Origin of the sequence: Streptococcus sp. ST14 (assembly GCF_046098195.1) — a bacterium.
GTDB lineage: Bacteria > Bacillota > Bacilli > Lactobacillales > Streptococcaceae > Streptococcus.
Genome location: NZ_JBJUSF010000023.1, coordinates 1 through 18,172 on the forward strand (window position 1 = coordinate 1; position 18,172 = coordinate 18,172).

The window sequence follows — 18,172 nt, forward strand, 5'->3', positions numbered from 1 at the left end:
AGAAAATACATCAATTTTGATAAGTAGAAATGGTAAAAACATTGTATAGCATTTTACACAGGAGTCTGGACTTGACTCATTCTGTACACTTTAATTTTAATTCATCTCTTTTTGTTTCTAATACAGAGTATTGAGACTGGATTATAAGCACATCAACAAAAAACTCTATTCAAACCTACCTTTGAATAAAGTCTTTTGACAATCTAAAAAGTTCACATTTTTTTCTTATTTATGGAGTTAATGAAGCGCCAACTGAATCCTAGAACCAACATCAGATTGATGAAAAGGTACACAGCCGTATAACTAGTTAAACCATGTTGTCTGATATCATCAAAATATAAACTAGGTTCAGTAAAGAACAAATAAATTCCATAGACCTCTACGAAAATAAGAAAACTGACAAAACCAATAAGGAAAAGTCCACTTGCAATAAGAAAGAGTCTCCATAAAAGAATGAGAATTCCTCCTACTGCTAGAAAAATTACTGGGATAAGGAGTAAATCATTCATGACTTTCTCCTTCCTAATCAATCAACTGACGATAATGGGTGGCAAGAGAATAATCAAACTCTTCTAATTTTTGAACTAAGTCCAAATACTCCTCTTTCTCATGTTCTTCAAAGTCCACATCTCGATGATTCTGAAGAGCGATTTCCAATTGGCTAGTGAGTTCTCGTATAGAAAAGCTGTAATCGCCTGTCACCTCCTCATAATGTTCCTTTAATTCCTTGTAGGCATTGTATTCTTCAGGTGTTTGAAATCCCTGTACCAAGGCCTCTTCTAATTGATAATAGGTATCTTCCATCATAATCGTTACCTCATTTCTTTCTATCTTTATTTTACCGCGCTTTTCTTTTCTTGTCCGCTATTTATATATATTTTTTAATCTAATTCAAAAGAAAGTTGTTCTTGCTTTTCTTTTCCTTTTTCGTAGAATTGTCTTAAGGCCTGATCAATAATATCTAAATCCGTTTCTGTTTCAATCAATGGCGCGAGTACATCGTATTCGGCCTTTTTAGTTTGATACTCCTCTTCCTTTGGAAAATTTTTCTCAATTTCTACTTTAGCAGTAGTCCATTTATCCTTTAATTCATCCAATAGGTTCTGTGTTTTTACTTGGTCCTCTTTAATGTGATCAATCGTATGCTGAAGCCTTTGAATTGTCCCCAAAGGAGAATACAAATCTAAACTGACAGAATACTGATTTTCTCCTACAATCTTAACAGAGAAGGTTTCAGGAAGAGGTTGATTTGTTGGAAGACTAAGCATTTTAATGTCAAATCCTCGATAGCTTGCTAGGGTTCGAAATTCTTTGCTGTCAGCTTGATTATGACGGATAAGACGGTGTAGGGATTCCCCTGCTTCAGATCGTTGATCAAAAGCTTGCTTACCTACCGTCATAGAAAATGCCTGGTCTTTCGACATTTCAGACTGTTGAATGTCGCCTTCATACTTGCTTAATCGTTTCTCAAGAATGGGCATATTTTCTTCACAGTAGGAGATTGTATGACGATAGTGATCCTTGCTGCGCTGAAAGGCGCGTCTTTGATTTTCTAATAGAGTTAGATCATTCTCTAGTTCCATCTTATATTTGAGATAAGGATTACCTGTTGCTAGTGCCTTAAAATCAGAAGCTGTCATGGTCTGCTCATCAATATCTTCTGCAGCACGAATCGGCTCCTTAGAAGTCATAATCTGCTTAATATAACGGAGTTTGTTCTCCTGAGTTGCCCATAGATAATTATCAAACGAACCTTTGGTAATATAGTGGTAAATATCCACTTCCTTGTTTTCATTTCCCTGTCGGATAATCCGTCCATTGCGTTGCTGAATATCACTTGGTCTCCACGGTACATCCAGGTGATGAACTGCTTTCATCTTGCTCTGAACATTTAAACCTGTTCCTCCTTTTTCAGTTGAAGCAAGGAGAATCCGCACCTCTCCTGCATTGACTTTTCGAGACAAACTATTCTTCTTTTCATCACTATTGGCATCATGTACAAAGGCAATTTCTTTACTAGGGACTCCTCTATCAACTAATAAAGCCTTTATTTCAGAATAGACATCAAAGCCATTATCCTTTTTCTTAGGTGTGCCAATATCTGAAAAAATCATCTGAGTAGCCTTATTTTCCATTCCCTCACGATAAATTCTCTCAACATTATCCACTACCTGAAGCAGTTTATGATTGTCTGCTAGACTATAGCTAGAGTCCAATAAACGCATATCAATAGCTAGTTTTCGTGCCTCACCCGTAATTTTTAACATGTTATCCTGGCTTGGATCAACTGTTCCACATTTAACCGCATCTGACCTCATAACTAATTCTTCTAAATAGAGTTTCTGGTTTTCAGTTAACTCACTCTCAATAGGGATAATATGAGCTTCTGGAACAGGTAAATCCAACATATCTTGTGTTTGAATGTCGGCTGTTTCTTTATAGATTTTCATCAACTCAGGAAGATTGACAAATTTTTTAAATCGCTTCTTAGGTTGGTACTTATCCCCTGTAGGAGCTAATTCCATAGAGTTTTGAATTTCTCCAAAAGCACCTACCCAAGAGTCAAAATAATCAACTTGATAACGTTTTAAGATATCTGGTTGAATATAGTTCATCATAGTATATAACTCACTAATAGAATTGGAAACAGGTGTTCCTGTCGCAAAGACAATATTTTTAAAATCATGTTCTTCCTGAATCTGTCGAACCTTCATTTCCATATCCACATTCTTCTTAGACGTTGTATTGGTAATCCCTGCTACATTCCCAAGTCCAGTAATTGGACGAATATTTTTAAAGTGATGTGCTTCATCCACAAAGAGAAAATCAATTCCTAGATTTTCAAAATCAATAAAGCTATCACGATTGAAGCGTTGGAGTTCTTCCAATTGTTTCTCTAGACCACTTATTGATTGCTCTGCTTCTTTAACGGTATACTTATTTTCAGAATGTGTTTTAATCTCTCGTAGTTCATTAAGTTTATCCTCTATATAGTTCATCTGTCTTTCCTTACTGACAGGGATTTTTTCAAATTGAGAATCCCCAATGACAATGGCATCGTAATCTCCTGTAATAATACGGGACACAAATTGTTTTCTTCTCGCCTTCACAAAATCTTTCTTAGTGGTCACAAAGACTTTTTTAGTCGGGAAAAATTTCATGATTTCTTGGCCAAACTGAGCAGACAAACTAGAGGGCACCACATACAAGGGCTTATGAACCATCCCCAACTCCTTTAATTTAAACCCAGCACCAAGCATTGTCAAGGTCTTTCCTGAACCTACCTCATGAGCTAATAAGGCTCTTTTTTCTTCTACGATTCTTTGAATAGCATTCTCTTGGTGAGGACGAAGACTGATGTTTTGTGCTAAGCCATCAATGACTAGATGGCTACCGTCATACTCTCGACTAACCGTTCGATTATAAAGACGATTATAACTTTCTTCGATAACTTGTTGGACTTCTGGATACCGTGAGACAAAGTCTTGAAAGTGCTCTTGTAAATGCTGCTCTTTTGCTCTTAGAACAGAGGTTTTTTCCAAATCTGTGATGGTCTTTTTCTTTTCTCCTTCCGTAACAGTCATAGTAATCGTCGGTTGGTTTGAATTTAGTAAATTCTCAAAAACCTTTCTTCCTGTATCATAACGTGACCCACTGACTCCAAGACTACTATCTTTGGCACTTGGATAGCGATAAGCAAATGATGTCCTTAAATGAACCTGGCCATCGACAGGATTCACTTCAATGACTTGTTCAACATCTGGCGAAGACAATTCAAATTCACGATTGGTAAAACATTCAAAGGCAAATTTACCATAAACGGATTGAGGAATCCAACGTGACCCTATTTTAAACTCAATATCTGCCAGATGAATCCGTGGAGGGCGAACAGATTCTAACAAATCTAAAGCATGGTTCCAATCATATTCTTGGTTGTTTTCCTCTACTAATAGTTGAACTACTTCTATCTTGTTGAGAATATCTCCTGATAAAAACTGGTTCTTAGAAAGATATTTTCTTTCTCCTCTTAAATAGCTTTCTGGATCCATTAAAATCTGGTCACCTAACTCATCTAAAATAGCAGCTTGGCTATGTTCAGGGTAAATTGATACCATATAGTCTAAATCAACCCCTCTACCATCCGATAAACTAGAGTTTAAGGCATCTAGAGCCGTTGAAACTCTTGCAATCACTCTCTCTGGTCTAACCAATGCTTTCTCAAAAGCTAAAGATTTTTTATATTTCACTTTCTGGTCTTTAGAATCAATATACTCATCTTCCAAACTAGCTAGTAAGGAATACTTATCGTCACTATCAAATAAGTTCCGATTGATTGAGGCATTCAAGTATCCAAATTGACTTACAAAGCGGTCATAGTCATGATTGAGTTTACTAAGTAATACCTGAAAATCTGTCCGACTATAATCTTGATGACGTTGAATTTTAATTAAGGATTGATAGGTCTCTCTCAAATCAACCATGCCCTTAATACGACTAATATCCTTATCCGATAAGGGGCTTTCATAAAAGACAGTTTTTTTGAACAGTCCCTTATATTTCCCTCTTTTACTCGCTTCTTCTGACTTGTAAACATCTAGTGCTTCCTCATCTGTCAAATGAAGTTGAACGAATCGGTCTATTTTATGTTCAGACAAAGAACTGTCCCATGCTTTAAAATCTCCCTTATCATCTACATAATAACTAATTTCGTCTACTTTTGAACTTTTCCGAATGCCATGCGTATCTCGGTAATAAATTTGATTTCCCTCATATCCAAAAGAATAGAGCGCTAAGTTCTCACGTATACGACTTGGGATAGAATTATCCACTTCTTCTTGGATAAAAACAGGTGCTTTCAAAGAATTGTCAATTGGTTTAGGTGCTTCCACATTCTCTAATGATTCCATAATGTCAGTAGCTAATGTTTCTGATACCCCCTTAACATTGAGGGTTCCTCCATTAAAATTACGTACTTCATATTCACCCAAAACTTGTGTGTTGTATTTCCCATCAAAATAAGGATTGATCCAGACACGCTTATCCTCCTCAAACGGAATAGAACCACTAAAAACAAGTTCCTCTTCATTAAGATTCTTTGCTTGATCCTTTTGAAAGAAGAGGAGGTCTGTGGTCACTCGAGTACCTGCAATCTTTTTAAAAGCTGTATCCGGCAAACGAACTCCCCCTAAAAAATGAGTATTGGTTTTAATCTCTTGTAAAACATTATCTGTCCGTTTATCCATTGTCCCGATAGATGAGATAATCGACACTTGTCCTCCGTCTCTTACTAAATCAAGTGAGTGTTTGACAAAGTAATCATGAATCATATAAGGTTTATCATAGTTTTTATCGGCAATGCGAAAATTTCCAAAAGGAACATTCGTTAAGACTAAATCAAAACTATTATTTTGATAGGGAACTTCTTCAAATCCTCGCACTTCAATATGGGTATTGGGATGTAGTTGTTTTGCGATTGCGCCTGTCACACTGTCTAATTCAACCCCATAGAGTTCTGATTTATCTCGTATACTTCTAGGCATAGCCGCAAAGAAGTTCCCAGTACCCATAGAAGGATCTAAAATCCTTCCTCCCTCAAAGCCGTCGTCCACTAATTTTTGCCAAATCTGGCGAATAATCATTGGGTCTGTATAATAGGCTGTGAGAGAACTTTGTTTCATAGTGGAGTACTCTGATTTACTTACTAAACTCTTAAGAGTTAAACGTTCTGTTTCATACTTTGGATTGAGTTCATCGAAAAATTCATTGGCAAGACCACCCCATCCAACATACTTAGCTAGTAGTTCTTGTTCTTCTGGATTCGCTTGTCGTCCCTCTTTTTCTAATCTTTTAACAAGGTCAATTGCGGCGATATTCGTTTCAATTTTTTCTCGATTTGTCTTAGGGTAAAAGTCCTCTAAATCATCTGGAAAAACAAAATCTAGAACAGGGACATCCGTCTCTTCTATGCCTACAATAAGCGTTTCTGTTTCCTTATCCTTTTCATTTTCTTCTTCCAGATAGGAAAACAAATCTATTTCCTGACTTTCACTTGATGAATCAATCTCAATCTCTGAATCTTCTTTTTCAAGTTCTACGAGAGATAAGGCTTGTTCAATCTCTTCCAAACTGTTCAAGTATAAGATAGGGTTCTCTTCAAATAACTGGTTGGAATCATTGAATAGCTCTAGGCGAACTAAGCCATTTAACTGTGCATTTTCAATCGAAACCAACTGAAATACTTGTCCTTTATAACTTACTTGTGAACCGATTGGATATTCCCTCAAAGCTTCTTCTACAATTTTATCGACATTAGAAAAGGAGTTCGTTTCTTCCGTTTCCTGTTCAATATCACTTGAAGGAGATAAGGATTCCTCTACTTGCTTAGACTTTTCTCTTATAGCCTTTACTTCATCAAAATGAGTAATAATCATCAGCTTTTGTGTCAGTGGAAGTTGTTGGTAGTTTTCTTCATGATGGACAAGATTCGTAACGGTATCTAAAGTAGCCATCAATTCTGAACCCAAATAGGCTAGAACCTCTCCTTCTTTTTCTTCAAAATGAATCTCAAGAATCTCTTTTTTTAGTTCTTTGGAATCAACCATTAGAAGAAACTCCTCTATATCTCTACTAATGCGGTCAGATAGATTATTCGCAACCCGATAGACATTGACTAAATTGACATCCTGTTTCTGATGACATACAAGCTCACTTAATGGTGTTAGCTTCTCTTTTTCAGATTGGATATAAAATCGAGTGGAAAGGTTATAGGTTGCGACTTCTAGCACCAAGTTTTTCTCAAAATTACTTAATTGAGATAATTTACTTAGACCTGCTTGTCCAAAATTTCTTGTGTAACTTTCTAAATCTTGGTCATTATTTTCAGAACTAGCCTCTAGGAAAGAAATAATATCTTGATGAAACGAATAGACATGAGGTATCTCTTCTATCTTGCACTCTTCAGCCAAAAAACTCTCTACCAGGTCCTGCCATTTCTCATCAAAATGTTGCGCCTGATAGCGAAGAAATAGGTCCATTTTCTCCCTATCTTTTGGAATTGTTCCACGAAACATTGCCAATAATTGCATTACTTCCATACTCGCTCCTTTCATCTATACGAAAATAGGAGAATCACATGATTCCCCTACAACTCTATCTCCATTTCAACCTCTTGAGGACTGGTTTCTAAATCACTAGACAAAAGAGAAACGGCATCTGTTCTCATGTAGTAAGTATATAAGTCTTCAAGGTCTTGTTGGTTTTCAATCCCTGTTTCAATACTAATCAGAGCCTGTATAAATTCCTTGTAGTGACTCTCCATCATATCTGAAATCTTTTGTTTCATTTCCATAAATACTGAAGACGGTTCAGTTATACTTGTTTGGTCTATGTCTTGTAAATCCTTTTCTAAGGGATTGGTTCCTTCTTCTACTTCCACTAAGTCTGAACGACCATCACCATCAGAATCTGCGCTAAGAGGATTGGTTCCTAGCGCCAATTCTTGAGCATCAGTTAGTCCATCTTGATCCGAATCACGTTGATAAATGGCTTCCATATACTTCCTTCTTTCCTAGTTAATCTTTTTTCACTCCAATCCTACCAAATATTCCTTGAAAGAAGTATCACAACAAAAAAGAGAACGAGCCAAAACTGCGTTCTCCTTAAAATGATAAAAATATATTTTATGCCACAAAAGATATGTAAACTAATCTTTTAAATAATAAAAAAGTTCCGACGTTTGTAAATGTTTTGAGTAAATTGAAATTACTTTTTGACCTTTTGGAAATACTGTCTTTCTCTTCAAATCTAATAAAGATTGAGGAACAATTTTCCTAGATGTCTCTTTCAATGTTAATGCTAGTATCTGTTTTCTTGTACGTAGAGCATAATCAAACTCCAAATACAAATAACGTCCTGAACCAGTTAGATGAACATGCTTTCCCAATAACTCCTCAATGGATCCTAAAACTTGTAACTTTTGCATCGTGGTTCCATCTTTTTTTATTTTCAACTCATCAATTATGACATGTCTATTTAAACAATCATCAAAGAAACTGCCTGCACCTTTTCGGTAATCAACACCACATAGGTGCATGAAATTAGTAGGTGAAAAATGAAGTTCAACACTTTCAATTTCCGTTTCATAATACATGATTTTGCCAACAAAGTGTTCTTTAAAAAAAGAAGCCGCAATTTGTAACTGTGTAAAAAAACGCTGAAGTTTTATTTTTTCGGTGTAATTAGGATTACGATAAACTTCAAAATTCTCCATATTTTCCATATTTTCCTCACAAAAAAGGTGGTTTACAGAGTCTGTAAGCCACCTAGTCAGTCGGTTTATTCTGGTGTCTGCCACCGCTTGGCCCTTACGTCCAAGATTGCTATCGGATTTCGTTCTGGTGTCCGCCACCGCTTGGCCCTTATGTCCAAGATTACTATCAGATTGACCATGAGCCGACCACTCATCTACACTATTTATTTTACCTGAAAATAGCTAAAATTTCAAGTGTAAACTCTTCTATTTCGTAGTATAGGCAAAACTAATGGCACTATCTGCTTGAGAGATTTTTCTAAAGGTATAGTTAGGGTTGCCACCATAGTTAGTTTCAGACACAAGGAAAGAACCATCATCATAGACCTTCTCTACAAAAGCTACATGACCATAGTCTGCTGGTGTGCCATGTGTACCTCCCACAAAAGAAACAATAGCACCTGCTCTTGGTGTAGAGCCAGTTTCCCCACCAAGACTTGAAGCTGTCGCAACCCAGTCCTGACCATTTCCCATGGTATTAATGATTGGAATCTTCTCTCCATTGCTTCCTTTTAATTTCAAGCCTAATTGGTTCATACGAGCCGCAACACCCCATGTACATTGTCCATAGGCATAGGCCATACCATCTCCACCACCAGGAACAGAATGCTCATACAAGTCTCCACGAACCCCTTCAAGGGATTGCGGATCACTCTTTGCCTGTCCTCCATTTGTTTGGCTGAAACCTTTTTCAATTTGGTAATACCATTCCGTTGCTCTGGTTTGTCTTTCCAGTAGTTTGTCACCAGAATTTCCCTCCCAATAGGTGAGGAAGAGTTGGGCGAGATTGGCTGCACTGCCCGTATTTTTAAAGAAATCCTTTAACCAACTTTGATAGTAAGGACTATCTCCATGAAGCATAAAATCAAGTTGGAGGTCTAAATCATACCACTTCTTATTTTTGATATTTGCATAATTCAACAAGGCTGTATGACGTGTTGACCCATCTGCTGTATCTGTCCATTGCCCTAAACCTAGACCTCTATGAAGAATATTAGGATAAGCACCACTATAAATGGCTGGACCTCCTATCGCTAACCAGTTTTCATCATCCCATGAGGAATCGGTAGCGCCAACAGGAGGAGATAAATAATCTCCCTCAGCTCGTTTAGGATTGATAGAAGACTCTACCGACCAATTTCCTAAAATAGCCGCAATGGCTTGGGGACTTGCCCCTTGAGATTTCAAAAACTCATAAATATGTTTCGCTCGTTCAAACTCATCCCCACCAAACTGACCAATGGCAGGTAAGATAGTGGTCTGAAGTTGAATGACTTTGGGAAAATAAAATTGCGGATTGACATACACCAATTTTTCTTTCTTGTTTTTATACTTTTGATAGGAAACTTTCAAACCTGTATCGTCTGGTGTCTCACCAATAACATCACCCGTTAGGACTCTTGTCCCCTCAATCGCACGGCCATTATGAATAGAATACAAGGTCAATCTACTCTCATTCTCTCCTTTTCCGTTAGTGAGAATAACATCATCTCCGTCTAGAGATACAACACCATCCATTGGTGCGACAATTGTTTGGTGAGCCTTCGCTTCTAGTAGAATATACTCCTGAAGAGTAGGTTTTCCGTCTAAATCATAGTATCCATAACGATAAGTCATGGTTAGACTATCTTCGTTGCTTTTCCCCTCAAATGGATTGTCCAATTCCTGCATGGAAGTATAGATACCCTCTTCTTTTAGTTCCTTTATTTCCTCTTGATCGTCTTTCGATAGTTTATACTTAGGAGTTTCATAGAGGTCTTGCATGGATTTCAAATCATCCCCATCGTTTAAATCATGCCACAAAGTAGACAGATAATCCTTGTAAGTTTCTGAACTAAATAAGTGAACTGGTTTGTGTAACTCATAGTCATGGAATTTAAAGTTCATATACCCCATCACATCATCAACTTTTGTGTAATAAGTAATTCCTTTGTCATTTGTGCGAGTATGTTCTGCATCTTCCCAAGTTAGGTGGGTATAAGCTTTTGTTAATTCAAATTCATCTTGTTGAATCAAACTAGCAGATGAAAATCCTAAAAAGAAGCTCATTATAAGTAAAAGAAGAAAGACTATTCCTCCAACTATCCAGGTTACAGGATTTCCAGCCGCAAATGTAAAGAAGGAAAAGGCTGCTTTTAGTTTTTGATAGATATTTCGGACACTTGTAAGACCTTGTTTCTTTAATTTTCGAAACCGATTTTTAAAGGAACTTGGGTTATCTTTCGCTAGTTTCCATCCTTTTCCATCCTTAAAATGATGGTATCGCTCTTTTGTGTTGGTCAGTCTTTTCTTGGTAAAACGACCTGTTGCTTGTCCTGTTTTGACACTAGCTTTTCCAAGGTTATAAGAAAGGCGACTGTAGCGTTTTCCTTTTCTAATTGTCTCTTGAAGTGTGCGATAGCCTTCTAAATCTTCATTTTCTGAAGCTAACTCTCCACCTTCACGTCCAAGGACATAAAGAAAAGTTTTGGCTTTCCTACTGACTTTTTTGGACTTATAGGCTTGTTTAGTAGATTTTAGATTCTCTTTTGCGGCCTTGACTTCTTTCTTAGCTTTTAATTCTTCTAAACTCTTTCCTTGAAAGAAAAAATTAGATTTATGTTTCGATTCCTGACCGTAGAAAAATTTTTGATTGGTTTTTCTTTCTTTACGACTCTCTTTTCTTTCTTCTTTTGCTTCTATCTTTGCTTCCTTAAATTGCTTCTTGGCTATTTTCAATCGTTTCCTAGCATGAGGCAACCGTCTGTCTCTTAATTCTTTACGATTTAAAAGAGATGGAGGACTATTTTGAAGAATATGATTGTAGTCTTCATTTGCTTGTTTTACTCTAGCCTTTGAAGCTTCTCTCATCTCCTCTAGCTTTTCCTTTATCTCTTTTTTCCATGCTTTTTCATCCAGTACAGCGGAATCTTTTTTCTGTTTCTTCACCTCCTCCTTTCCTTTTTTCAAGAATTTCTTCTCATCTTTTAGACTTCTTCTAAATGCCTTTCGGGCACGTATGATTTCTCTTTTATCCTTCATTTACCTTCCCCTTAATTAGAAGCCATTTTATCAGGATCTGTACTCATGATATCAAACAATTGAGTACCTTGAGGAATCTTATTTTTAAATGGAACGACAACGGAACCAGCTTTTATCAGTCCTGCACCTTTTTCTGGATTGACTAGGTATTTTTCAAGTTCTTTTGACAATCCTAAGAGTTGAACCAATTCTTCTCGGTCATTTTTTGCTTGCTTGAGAAGAATCATAAATTCACTATTTGCAATAATCCGTCTACCATTGGGATCTAACAATAAGGTTTCGACATTTTGGGTTATCCCAGTCGGACTGGCTCCATATTTTCTGACACGACTCCACAATTTAAAGAAGAAATCACTAGCATATTTATCTAATAAGAGAAGCTGCATTTCATCAAAATAAATCCAGGTCTTCTTCCCTAATTTTTGATTCCGAACGACACGATTCCATATCTGATCAAAAACAACCATAAGAGCAATTTGTTTCAGCTCATCTCCTAACTTTTTAACATTATAGATTAAGAAATTAGATCCTGTCTGAATATTGGTCTTATGAGAAAAAATATCAAGAGAACCTTCGACATACAGTTCCATATCAAGTGCCAAATTCTGCGCTTCTTCTTCTGGTTGTTGGCTCAAGACAAAGACCCATTCTTCCAAAGAAGGCTCTTTAAATGACTGATAGGTGAGTCTGGTGACTCTGTCGATAATCGATTTTTCTCTTCCGTCCATTTTTCTATCCAATAACTTACCGATAAAGGATAAAAGAAATTCTGATTTTACCTTTACAGGATCCTCATCCATATTTTCCTCAGACAAGTCAAGGACATTGAGATAAGTTTGGGAATCGGGCGCAATATCAATCATTTCTCCACCAAAAGCTCGTCCAATGACACTGTACTCCGCTTCTGGATCAACGATGATAATTTCTGTATTTTCACCAGATTCCTTGATTTTGGTCGTGATAATTTCATGCTTGGTTGCCATCCCTTTCCCAGCTCCAGATGTTCCTAAAATCAGACCAGACGGTGTATTTAATAGGCTGCGATCAATGGTAATAATATTACTTGATATTTGATTGATACCATAATATTTCCCACTACGGTCTTGTAAGTCTACTGAAGTCCAAGGTGAGTTCACTGCTATATTGGACGTTAATAAACTCCGTGATACTCCCTCTAAAAAATCACAACCAAATGGCAGCAAACTATTAAAGGCTGCTTCTTGCATATATGGAAGTTTATCAATCATTAGGTCATTTGAGCCGGCCACTTGTTGGATAGTGTCTAGGGCTTGTTTGAGTTCTACTTCATCCTGACCAAAGACCCCAATCAAGAAGACCGTTTGAAACAGTTTATCACCTGTCTCGGTCATGGTTTTTAAAAGTTCTTCAGCTTCATCGATATTACTTTCTAATACATGACCTACTTTTTCCAAATAGATACCTGTACGAGCTAGTTTTTGTTGTTCCCCAATCTTTTGGGATTCCATCAAGGTCTTCTTTGTTCGTAGTTTCTTCATCGCATCCGCCTTAGTCGAACTTTGAGCATGAAGGCTTACAATCAATTCCAAATCTCCTTGCATGAGGTCTCGAATAAACTGATCGCCTAATTCCATGCCGTAGTCTCTGACATAGACAATCTGTAATAAGCGGTCATTGATTTGTAGGTAATTCTTGTTTTTAAAATCCAAGAGATTAGGCGCTATGAAGTGACGAGTTGTCTGACCAGATCTCGTTAAATCACGATAAGAAAAAGGAAGATGGTGTTCTCCTCTAAGCATATCCGCCAACAAGTTCACCCGTTCTTCTCCAGCCAAGGATTCAAATCGAGCATCAATTTCTGAGAAACCACTCTTGAAATATTCTCCAATTTGAGACAAGGAACGATAGGCTTGTTTAGGATTAGAATCCTTTCTACCAAAGCTAATCAGTTTCACAGCCGAAAAGTTATTTTCCCCACTGTCTAAATTTTGATTCATCATCCGATTCAATTCTTTACGATAGCTATCATACCCATCTTCTTTTTCCTCATACAGAACACTCTGTCTAAACTTTTCTAAATTCAATCTTTTATTAAAGATGGTCAATTGGAAGTTGGTTTGGTCATCTAAAGAGTTAATCAAATCAGAATACTTCTCAATGATTGCGCCCTTATCTTCTAAACCAACAGTTTGGTAATTGACGTCCCCAAGTAAGTAGCTTTGTGAGAAATAATCTTCTTTTACCTGCATTAGACCATTTTGGTACAGGGCTTGATAGGCAAGGCTATTCGCTGTAGAGGGTAACACTTCCTCTTTTTTTCCTTTAATTTCTTCCTTTTTATTAGTCATTGAAGTTTTTGGTTTCTTTAATGTATTTGATTTTCTTTTCATGTTCAGGTCCTTTCTTTCCTGTAATTGTGCGTAGGGGAACCGTTAATTCAAAATGAAGACGGTATTTCAAATAATGTTCAAAATATAAATCATTGGGTTTATAGACTCCAAAAAGCATGAGGGGGATGGTAAAGGCAAACACAAAACCGTAAACAAACCAATCTCCAAATTGCCAGAAAAAGAGATTCAAGCCCAAAACAATAATTGTGACAATAAAGGCTGGTAAAACAAAGATGATTTGCCTTGTGGTGAAACCTAACCAAGCCCTGTGTTGGTATTTTGAGATGTCTTTAAAGACTCGTGTATTCATGACTTTCCTTTCTAAAAAGGCTAAGAAGCAATCACTTCCTAGCCTTTATCTAATTACATACCTAAGATTGAGCGAGCCGTACGTTGAGAACCAACGAGAGCAATAATCAGTAAGATAGCTTGTATCAAACTACCAAACATAATCGCAAGTGATTGCAAGACTCCCGCACCATTTGAAACAGCTATTTTCCCAGCAGATTCAAACAAAGGGACAAGAGAAACAATCAGAAAAATAAGAACCCCTTGTACCGCATAGACCATAATATTTTTTAAATAGCCAATACCAATAGACTTCCACTCATCACTTAAAAATGTTGGAATCGTAAGAGGGGCAAATGGAATCATAAGGTAGAGTTGAATAAATCGAATAGATACCAAAAGATTGACCATGGCTGCACTTACTATCCGAACAAGCCAAATGAGGAGGGCGAAAAATCCTACAATCATCCGGCCAATAAAGCCTGAACCTTTTAATCCAGAGATGGTATCATACTTTGCCCCACCGTGAGCCACAATCGAAGCCACTTGTTCAATGGCATGACTCGCAATCCCGATGATGGCTTCTACAATGACGGTAGTGTTGGTAATTACAACTGCGACCATAATATAACTAATCAACATCGGGGCTAATGCTTCAAAGGTCATCGCTCCACCTGAGTTAGCAATTTTCTTTGCCATCTTCGAAAATTCTAGGATGAGAACAACCGATAAAATCGCAACTCCAAGAGGCTGCATGACACTTTTAGTAATACTAGACATATAAGTCCAAACGGTTGGATTGTAGCTAGATAGAGATTTAATCAGATCTACCGTAGATTGTAAATCTACATTAAATCCTTCAAATAAATTTTCAGCTGATATTTTTTCAGATGCAAGGTAAACAAAGGGTGAGACTAAACTAAGATTCATGTCATTGTTTATCCTCCTAAATTGAAATCTGGGTTACAAAGGCTCCAGCAGCCCCGACCATAACTCCACCGACAATTTCAAGAATGGCATTCCGAACACCTGGTCCACCATCTTTAATATTGGTTGCAAGGTTGACAATCCCCACAACAACAAGAAAGGCACCAACTGCAATCAATCCCTTCTGCAACAAAGACATAGCTTGTGCAAACATAGCACTTGCGTCTACTCCATAAACAAAACCTTTAAAATGCGTAATCATCTATTTCCTCTTTTCTATTTTTATTTTAAACTAGATTCAAAAGTTAAATCACGAATTCTAAGGCCTTCAAGATGATTTTCTTGACTTTGATTCAAAGGATTGATCTGATAGTTCCACCACCGTTCATCAGTTTCTTGATTGGCTAGGTACTTCCAGTTTGGATGCTTGATGGAATTGTATTTTTTGCTTTTAAAGACAGGCATATTGGCAATTCGAACCAGGCATTCATGCCGTTTCATATTTCCAACCTCATCGGGTGTCATTAAATCACGAGCAATCTTTTGATGAGAAAGGGATCCTGAACCTGTCTGGCCAAAGGAACGACTCGTATTTCGAACATCAATAGTTTGTTTACCGAGTAAACCACTCATAAATTTAAAGGTATCTTCATCATTACCACCTAAGTAGACTAAACTATCACAGTTCCCAAGAATGGTTTTCCAAGCTTCTTTTTCTTTATAGAGCCCTTGAAGTTGGGCAATATTTTGAAGAATAGGAACGAGACTCATATTTCGAGAACGGACTGTTGAGGTTTGTTCAGCAAAATCTGGAATTTCTCCGATATTTGCGAACTCATCTAAATAGACTCTCACATGAAGAGGCAATTGACCCTTAAAATCAATATCTGCTTGTCTTGTTAGGGTTTGAAATACGGTTGAAAAAAAGAGGGCTGAAAGAAAGCGAAAGGTACTATCGTTATCTGGGATAACTAAGTAAACCATTGATTTTTCCTGGCCCCATGTCTTCATATCAAGGGTATCTCTTTTGGTCAAATCCATGACACTTTGAATATTGAAGAGGGCAAATTTAGCAGTGGTTACAGCTATAACAGAATCCAGGGTCTTATCCTTATAATTTTGAAAATCTGCCCAATTTCGCATGGTAAAATTTTCAGTCCCATACTTTTTAGCATAATTTTCAAATAAAATTTCTAAGACACTTTTTTCTTGGTTTTCACCCTTGGATAAGTGTTTAATGAGTTTTGAGATTTCAGCAAAACTTGGATAACGCCCTCGTTTTTTTCGCTCTTCCACTTCTTTTTTTTGACGTTTCAACAAGTTTTGGTATTCTGTTTGACTCAAACGACTCTCTTCAATGAGCTGTTCTCTTGTTTTGGGTGGATTATAGAAATCGACCAAGTAAGAGGCTAAAGCTCGTACCAAAGTCATAGAAGCTTCATCCCAAAATGGATCACTACGAGATCCAGAGCCTTTGGTGTTATTAAAATAAACCGTCAGCATGCGATTCAAATCATTTTCTGTCTCTATATAGCGAAAAGGATTGAAGCCATCTGAGTTCTTCATATTGACTAAATCTAACACCTTTACTTGGTAGCCATGTTCTAAAAAGAGTTTGCCTGTTTTCTCAGCCAAGTGATCTTTAGGATCCACGACAATATTAGAACTATTCATCTGAATCAGATTGGGTTTCACAAAGCGAAATGTCTTCCCACTTCCTGAACCTCCGATCACCGCAATATTCTTATTTCTATCATATTGGGGTGGTTTTTTATCTAACAATGTCAGACGAACATCTTGTGCTAAGATCGTATCATGAGAAAAGTCCTTGCCGTAAAAGAACTTCTTTTCTTTTAGAGTTCCAAAACGGGCGCTCCCGTATTCTACCCCTTCTCGGTATTGTTTTTTGCCAGTCTCTAGATAGAGATAAACCAGCAACATCATCACAAAGCCTAGTAGAAAAAAAGCACTTGATTTTCCAGTAAAGGAAACATTCCATGGCGACTGAAGAACTTCATCTTGACCTTCCATCAGAAGATGAGTCCATTTATCTAAGCTATTTCCAGTATAGGAATCATACAAAAGCGTCAAACGATGGAAAAGATAGCCTAGTAAGATGCCTAACAGCGAGAATAGTAGGAATTTCTTTCCACTACCATCTCTTTCTGTTTGACGGCTCCTTCTTGTCTAAAGGTAATTTGGGATTTAGCTTCATCAATTGCTTGGTCTAGTGACTGATCCATGGTAAAATCAGCTAATTTCTCCGGATCATTAACCATTTTTTCTAACAGATGGTCTAAATGATTGTCCAGAATCGAACGGTCTTTCGTGTAGAAATGTAGAGAATCCCCTTGCCAAGCGATGGCTAAAGGAATCTCTTCTTTTTCTAAAAAAGCTTTAAATTTCTCTATATCAATTGGGTTGTCTAAAAAATCTTTCTTCAGATTAATCGTATCAATCGCATAGGGAGATTGTAGCAATTCTTCTAATTTCTGTACCCCTATCTTATAGGCAGAGTCTTGTGCTAGAGCCTGACGTCTAGACCATTCTAGAATCTTTAAGAGACTTTTGACAGTAAATAAAAGACTACGCTCAGCATATTGAACTGCCATTCGTTCCTGTTGTTCAGAGGACATCTGATGCCTCCTTCTTCACAAATAGCAGCTTTCCTTCTTTATAACGATAAGCTATCAATTTCTGACGTTGCTTAATCGACTTGACAACCTGCAGTAGATCTCTCGAATAAGGTTCTCGAAGAGTAACTTCTACTGCTTTCCCATCAATGATACCAACACGTTTAAATTCAATGTAGTCTTTTTTGAGATGTCCTAAGCCCATACCAAAGGGAAAGTGATGAATCAATTGGATGGTACAACCACCTTTATTTCCCATTTGTTTCAAATCATACAAGTTTACTACCTTCATGATTAACTCCTTTATCTAGTTTGTCGCATCGTTTAAGTCTGGTAACGATAAACTCCGTGTCTGTTAGAAAATTCTCACACACGTCTTGTGCCAGTTGCCCTTCACAGGGAAATACTCTCAGTCCCTACTTACACAGGCACGCTAATCAAGACGGAGTGGATTCAATTTTCAAAGAACAGGTAGCTTTATTATAGATAAGAGTAGTTGAAATTTTTATCACATTTTTGAGGTTGTTGGAATAATAAGGTAAGTGCTAATTTCTAGCTCCTCTCACAACATCGTACGTACCTTCTATGTTTTATGAACAGTAGCTATCATTTACATTTTCAAACTA

Annotated in this window: 14 protein-coding genes; 1 reads left to right on the forward strand and 13 read right to left on the reverse strand. The window is 37.1% G+C overall.

Annotated features, from left to right (window positions below; genetic code table 11):
* Nucleotides 1-212 precede the first annotated feature (212 nt).
* The 5 genes from ACIY19_RS07795 to ACIY19_RS07815 form a co-directional block, all read right to left on the reverse strand.
* Nucleotides 213-509, reverse strand: coding sequence for a DUF5966 family protein (locus ACIY19_RS07795; RefSeq protein ID WP_076984639.1), 297 nt, complete (start codon nucleotides 507-509; stop codon nucleotides 213-215).
* Nucleotides 510-522: 13 nt separating this feature from the next.
* Entirely contained in the window at nucleotides 523-807 is a 285-nt protein-coding gene (locus tag ACIY19_RS07800) for a DUF5962 family protein (RefSeq protein ID WP_076984640.1), read from the reverse strand.
* A 74-nt stretch (nucleotides 808-881) separates the two neighbouring features.
* The gene (locus tag ACIY19_RS07805) at nucleotides 882-7,094 is read right to left on the reverse strand and encodes a DEAD/DEAH box helicase family protein (protein WP_409003119.1); all 6,213 of its coding nucleotides are present in this window, start codon (nucleotides 7,092-7,094) and stop codon (nucleotides 882-884) included.
* 47 nt (nucleotides 7,095-7,141) lie between these two features.
* Nucleotides 7,142-7,552, reverse strand: coding sequence for a thrombospondin type 3 repeat-containing protein (locus ACIY19_RS07810; RefSeq protein ID WP_037619229.1), 411 nt, complete (start codon nucleotides 7,550-7,552; stop codon nucleotides 7,142-7,144).
* Between the two features lie 150 nt (nucleotides 7,553-7,702).
* A complete protein-coding gene (locus ACIY19_RS07815; RefSeq protein ID WP_155760977.1) occupies nucleotides 7,703-8,278 on the reverse strand; it encodes a PBECR4 domain-containing protein in 576 nt (191 codons plus the stop codon).
* 18 nt (nucleotides 8,279-8,296) lie between these two features.
* Between ACIY19_RS07815 and ACIY19_RS07820 the strand changes: the two genes are divergently transcribed.
* Complete coding sequence (locus tag ACIY19_RS07820) at nucleotides 8,297-8,485, forward strand: hypothetical protein (protein ID WP_071788347.1); 189 nt, start codon at nucleotides 8,297-8,299, stop codon at nucleotides 8,483-8,485.
* 30 nt (nucleotides 8,486-8,515) lie between these two features.
* Here the strand turns inward: ACIY19_RS07820 and ACIY19_RS07825 are convergent, their stop codons facing one another.
* Genes ACIY19_RS07825 through ACIY19_RS07860 form a run of 8 tightly spaced genes read right to left on the reverse strand, consistent with a single transcriptional unit; the run spans nucleotide 8,516 to nucleotide 17,838 of the window.
* Entirely contained in the window at nucleotides 8,516-11,329 is a 2,814-nt protein-coding gene (locus tag ACIY19_RS07825) for a phage tail tip lysozyme (protein WP_409003120.1), read from the reverse strand.
* 11 nt (nucleotides 11,330-11,340) lie between these two features.
* Nucleotides 11,341-13,698, reverse strand: coding sequence for a VirB4-like conjugal transfer ATPase, CD1110 family (locus tag ACIY19_RS07830; protein WP_409003121.1), 2,358 nt, complete (start codon nucleotides 13,696-13,698; stop codon nucleotides 11,341-11,343).
* Nucleotides 13,649-14,008: a PrgI family protein gene (locus ACIY19_RS07835; protein WP_001097589.1), complete on the reverse strand. Its 360-nt coding sequence runs from the start codon at nucleotides 14,006-14,008 to the stop codon at nucleotides 13,649-13,651. Before ACIY19_RS07835 ends, ACIY19_RS07830 begins: the two co-directional genes overlap by 50 nt.
* 53 nt (nucleotides 14,009-14,061) lie before the next feature.
* Complete coding sequence (locus ACIY19_RS07840) at nucleotides 14,062-14,916, reverse strand: conjugal transfer protein TrbL (RefSeq protein WP_001054256.1); 855 nt, start codon at nucleotides 14,914-14,916, stop codon at nucleotides 14,062-14,064.
* 16 nt (nucleotides 14,917-14,932) lie between these two features.
* Nucleotides 14,933-15,175: a hypothetical protein gene (locus tag ACIY19_RS07845; RefSeq protein WP_000627865.1), complete on the reverse strand. Its 243-nt coding sequence runs from the start codon at nucleotides 15,173-15,175 to the stop codon at nucleotides 14,933-14,935.
* A 20-nt stretch (nucleotides 15,176-15,195) separates the two neighbouring features.
* Nucleotides 15,196-17,040 (reverse strand): VirD4-like conjugal transfer protein, CD1115 family, encoded by a 1,845-nt coding sequence (locus ACIY19_RS07850; protein WP_409003130.1) that lies wholly within the window; start codon nucleotides 17,038-17,040, stop codon nucleotides 15,196-15,198.
* The gene (locus ACIY19_RS07855) at nucleotides 17,034-17,549 is read right to left on the reverse strand and encodes a hypothetical protein (protein WP_409003122.1); all 516 of its coding nucleotides are present in this window, start codon (nucleotides 17,547-17,549) and stop codon (nucleotides 17,034-17,036) included. Before ACIY19_RS07855 ends, ACIY19_RS07850 begins: the two co-directional genes overlap by 7 nt.
* On the reverse strand, nucleotides 17,539-17,838 hold the full coding sequence (locus ACIY19_RS07860) for a hypothetical protein (RefSeq protein WP_000869759.1): 300 nt from the start codon (nucleotides 17,836-17,838) through the stop codon (nucleotides 17,539-17,541). Before ACIY19_RS07860 ends, ACIY19_RS07855 begins: the two co-directional genes overlap by 11 nt.
* Between the last annotated feature and the right edge of the window lie 334 nt (nucleotides 17,839-18,172).

Excerpts from the sequence above, each read along its gene's own strand:
- ACIY19_RS07855 (WP_409003122.1), bottom strand. The coding sequence starts at position 17,549 with ATGTCCTCTGAACAACAGGAACGAATGGCAGTTCAATATGCTGAGCGT.
- ACIY19_RS07830 (WP_409003121.1), bottom strand. The coding sequence starts at position 13,698 with ATGAAAAGAAAATCAAATACATTAAAGAAACCAAAAACTTCAATGACT.
- ACIY19_RS07835 (WP_001097589.1), bottom strand. The coding sequence starts at position 14,008 with ATGAATACACGAGTCTTTAAAGACATCTCAAAATACCAACACAGGGCT.
- ACIY19_RS07810 (WP_037619229.1), bottom strand. The coding sequence starts at position 7,552 with ATGGAAGCCATTTATCAACGTGATTCGGATCAAGATGGACTAACTGAT.
- ACIY19_RS07845 (WP_000627865.1), bottom strand. The coding sequence starts at position 15,175 with ATGATTACGCATTTTAAAGGTTTTGTTTATGGAGTAGACGCAAGTGCT.
- ACIY19_RS07825 (WP_409003120.1), bottom strand. The coding sequence starts at position 11,329 with ATGAAGGATAAAAGAGAAATCATACGTGCCCGAAAGGCATTTAGAAGA.
- ACIY19_RS07800 (WP_076984640.1), bottom strand. The coding sequence starts at position 807 with ATGATGGAAGATACCTATTATCAATTAGAAGAGGCCTTGGTACAGGGA.
- ACIY19_RS07860 (WP_000869759.1), bottom strand. The coding sequence starts at position 17,838 with ATGAAGGTAGTAAACTTGTATGATTTGAAACAAATGGGAAATAAAGGT.
- ACIY19_RS07795 (WP_076984639.1), bottom strand. The coding sequence starts at position 509 with ATGAATGATTTACTCCTTATCCCAGTAATTTTTCTAGCAGTAGGAGGA.
- ACIY19_RS07815 (WP_155760977.1), bottom strand. The coding sequence starts at position 8,278 with ATGGAAAATATGGAGAATTTTGAAGTTTATCGTAATCCTAATTACACC.
- ACIY19_RS07840 (WP_001054256.1), bottom strand. The coding sequence starts at position 14,916 with ATGAATCTTAGTTTAGTCTCACCCTTTGTTTACCTTGCATCTGAAAAA.
- ACIY19_RS07805 (WP_409003119.1), bottom strand. The coding sequence starts at position 7,094 with ATGGAAGTAATGCAATTATTGGCAATGTTTCGTGGAACAATTCCAAAA.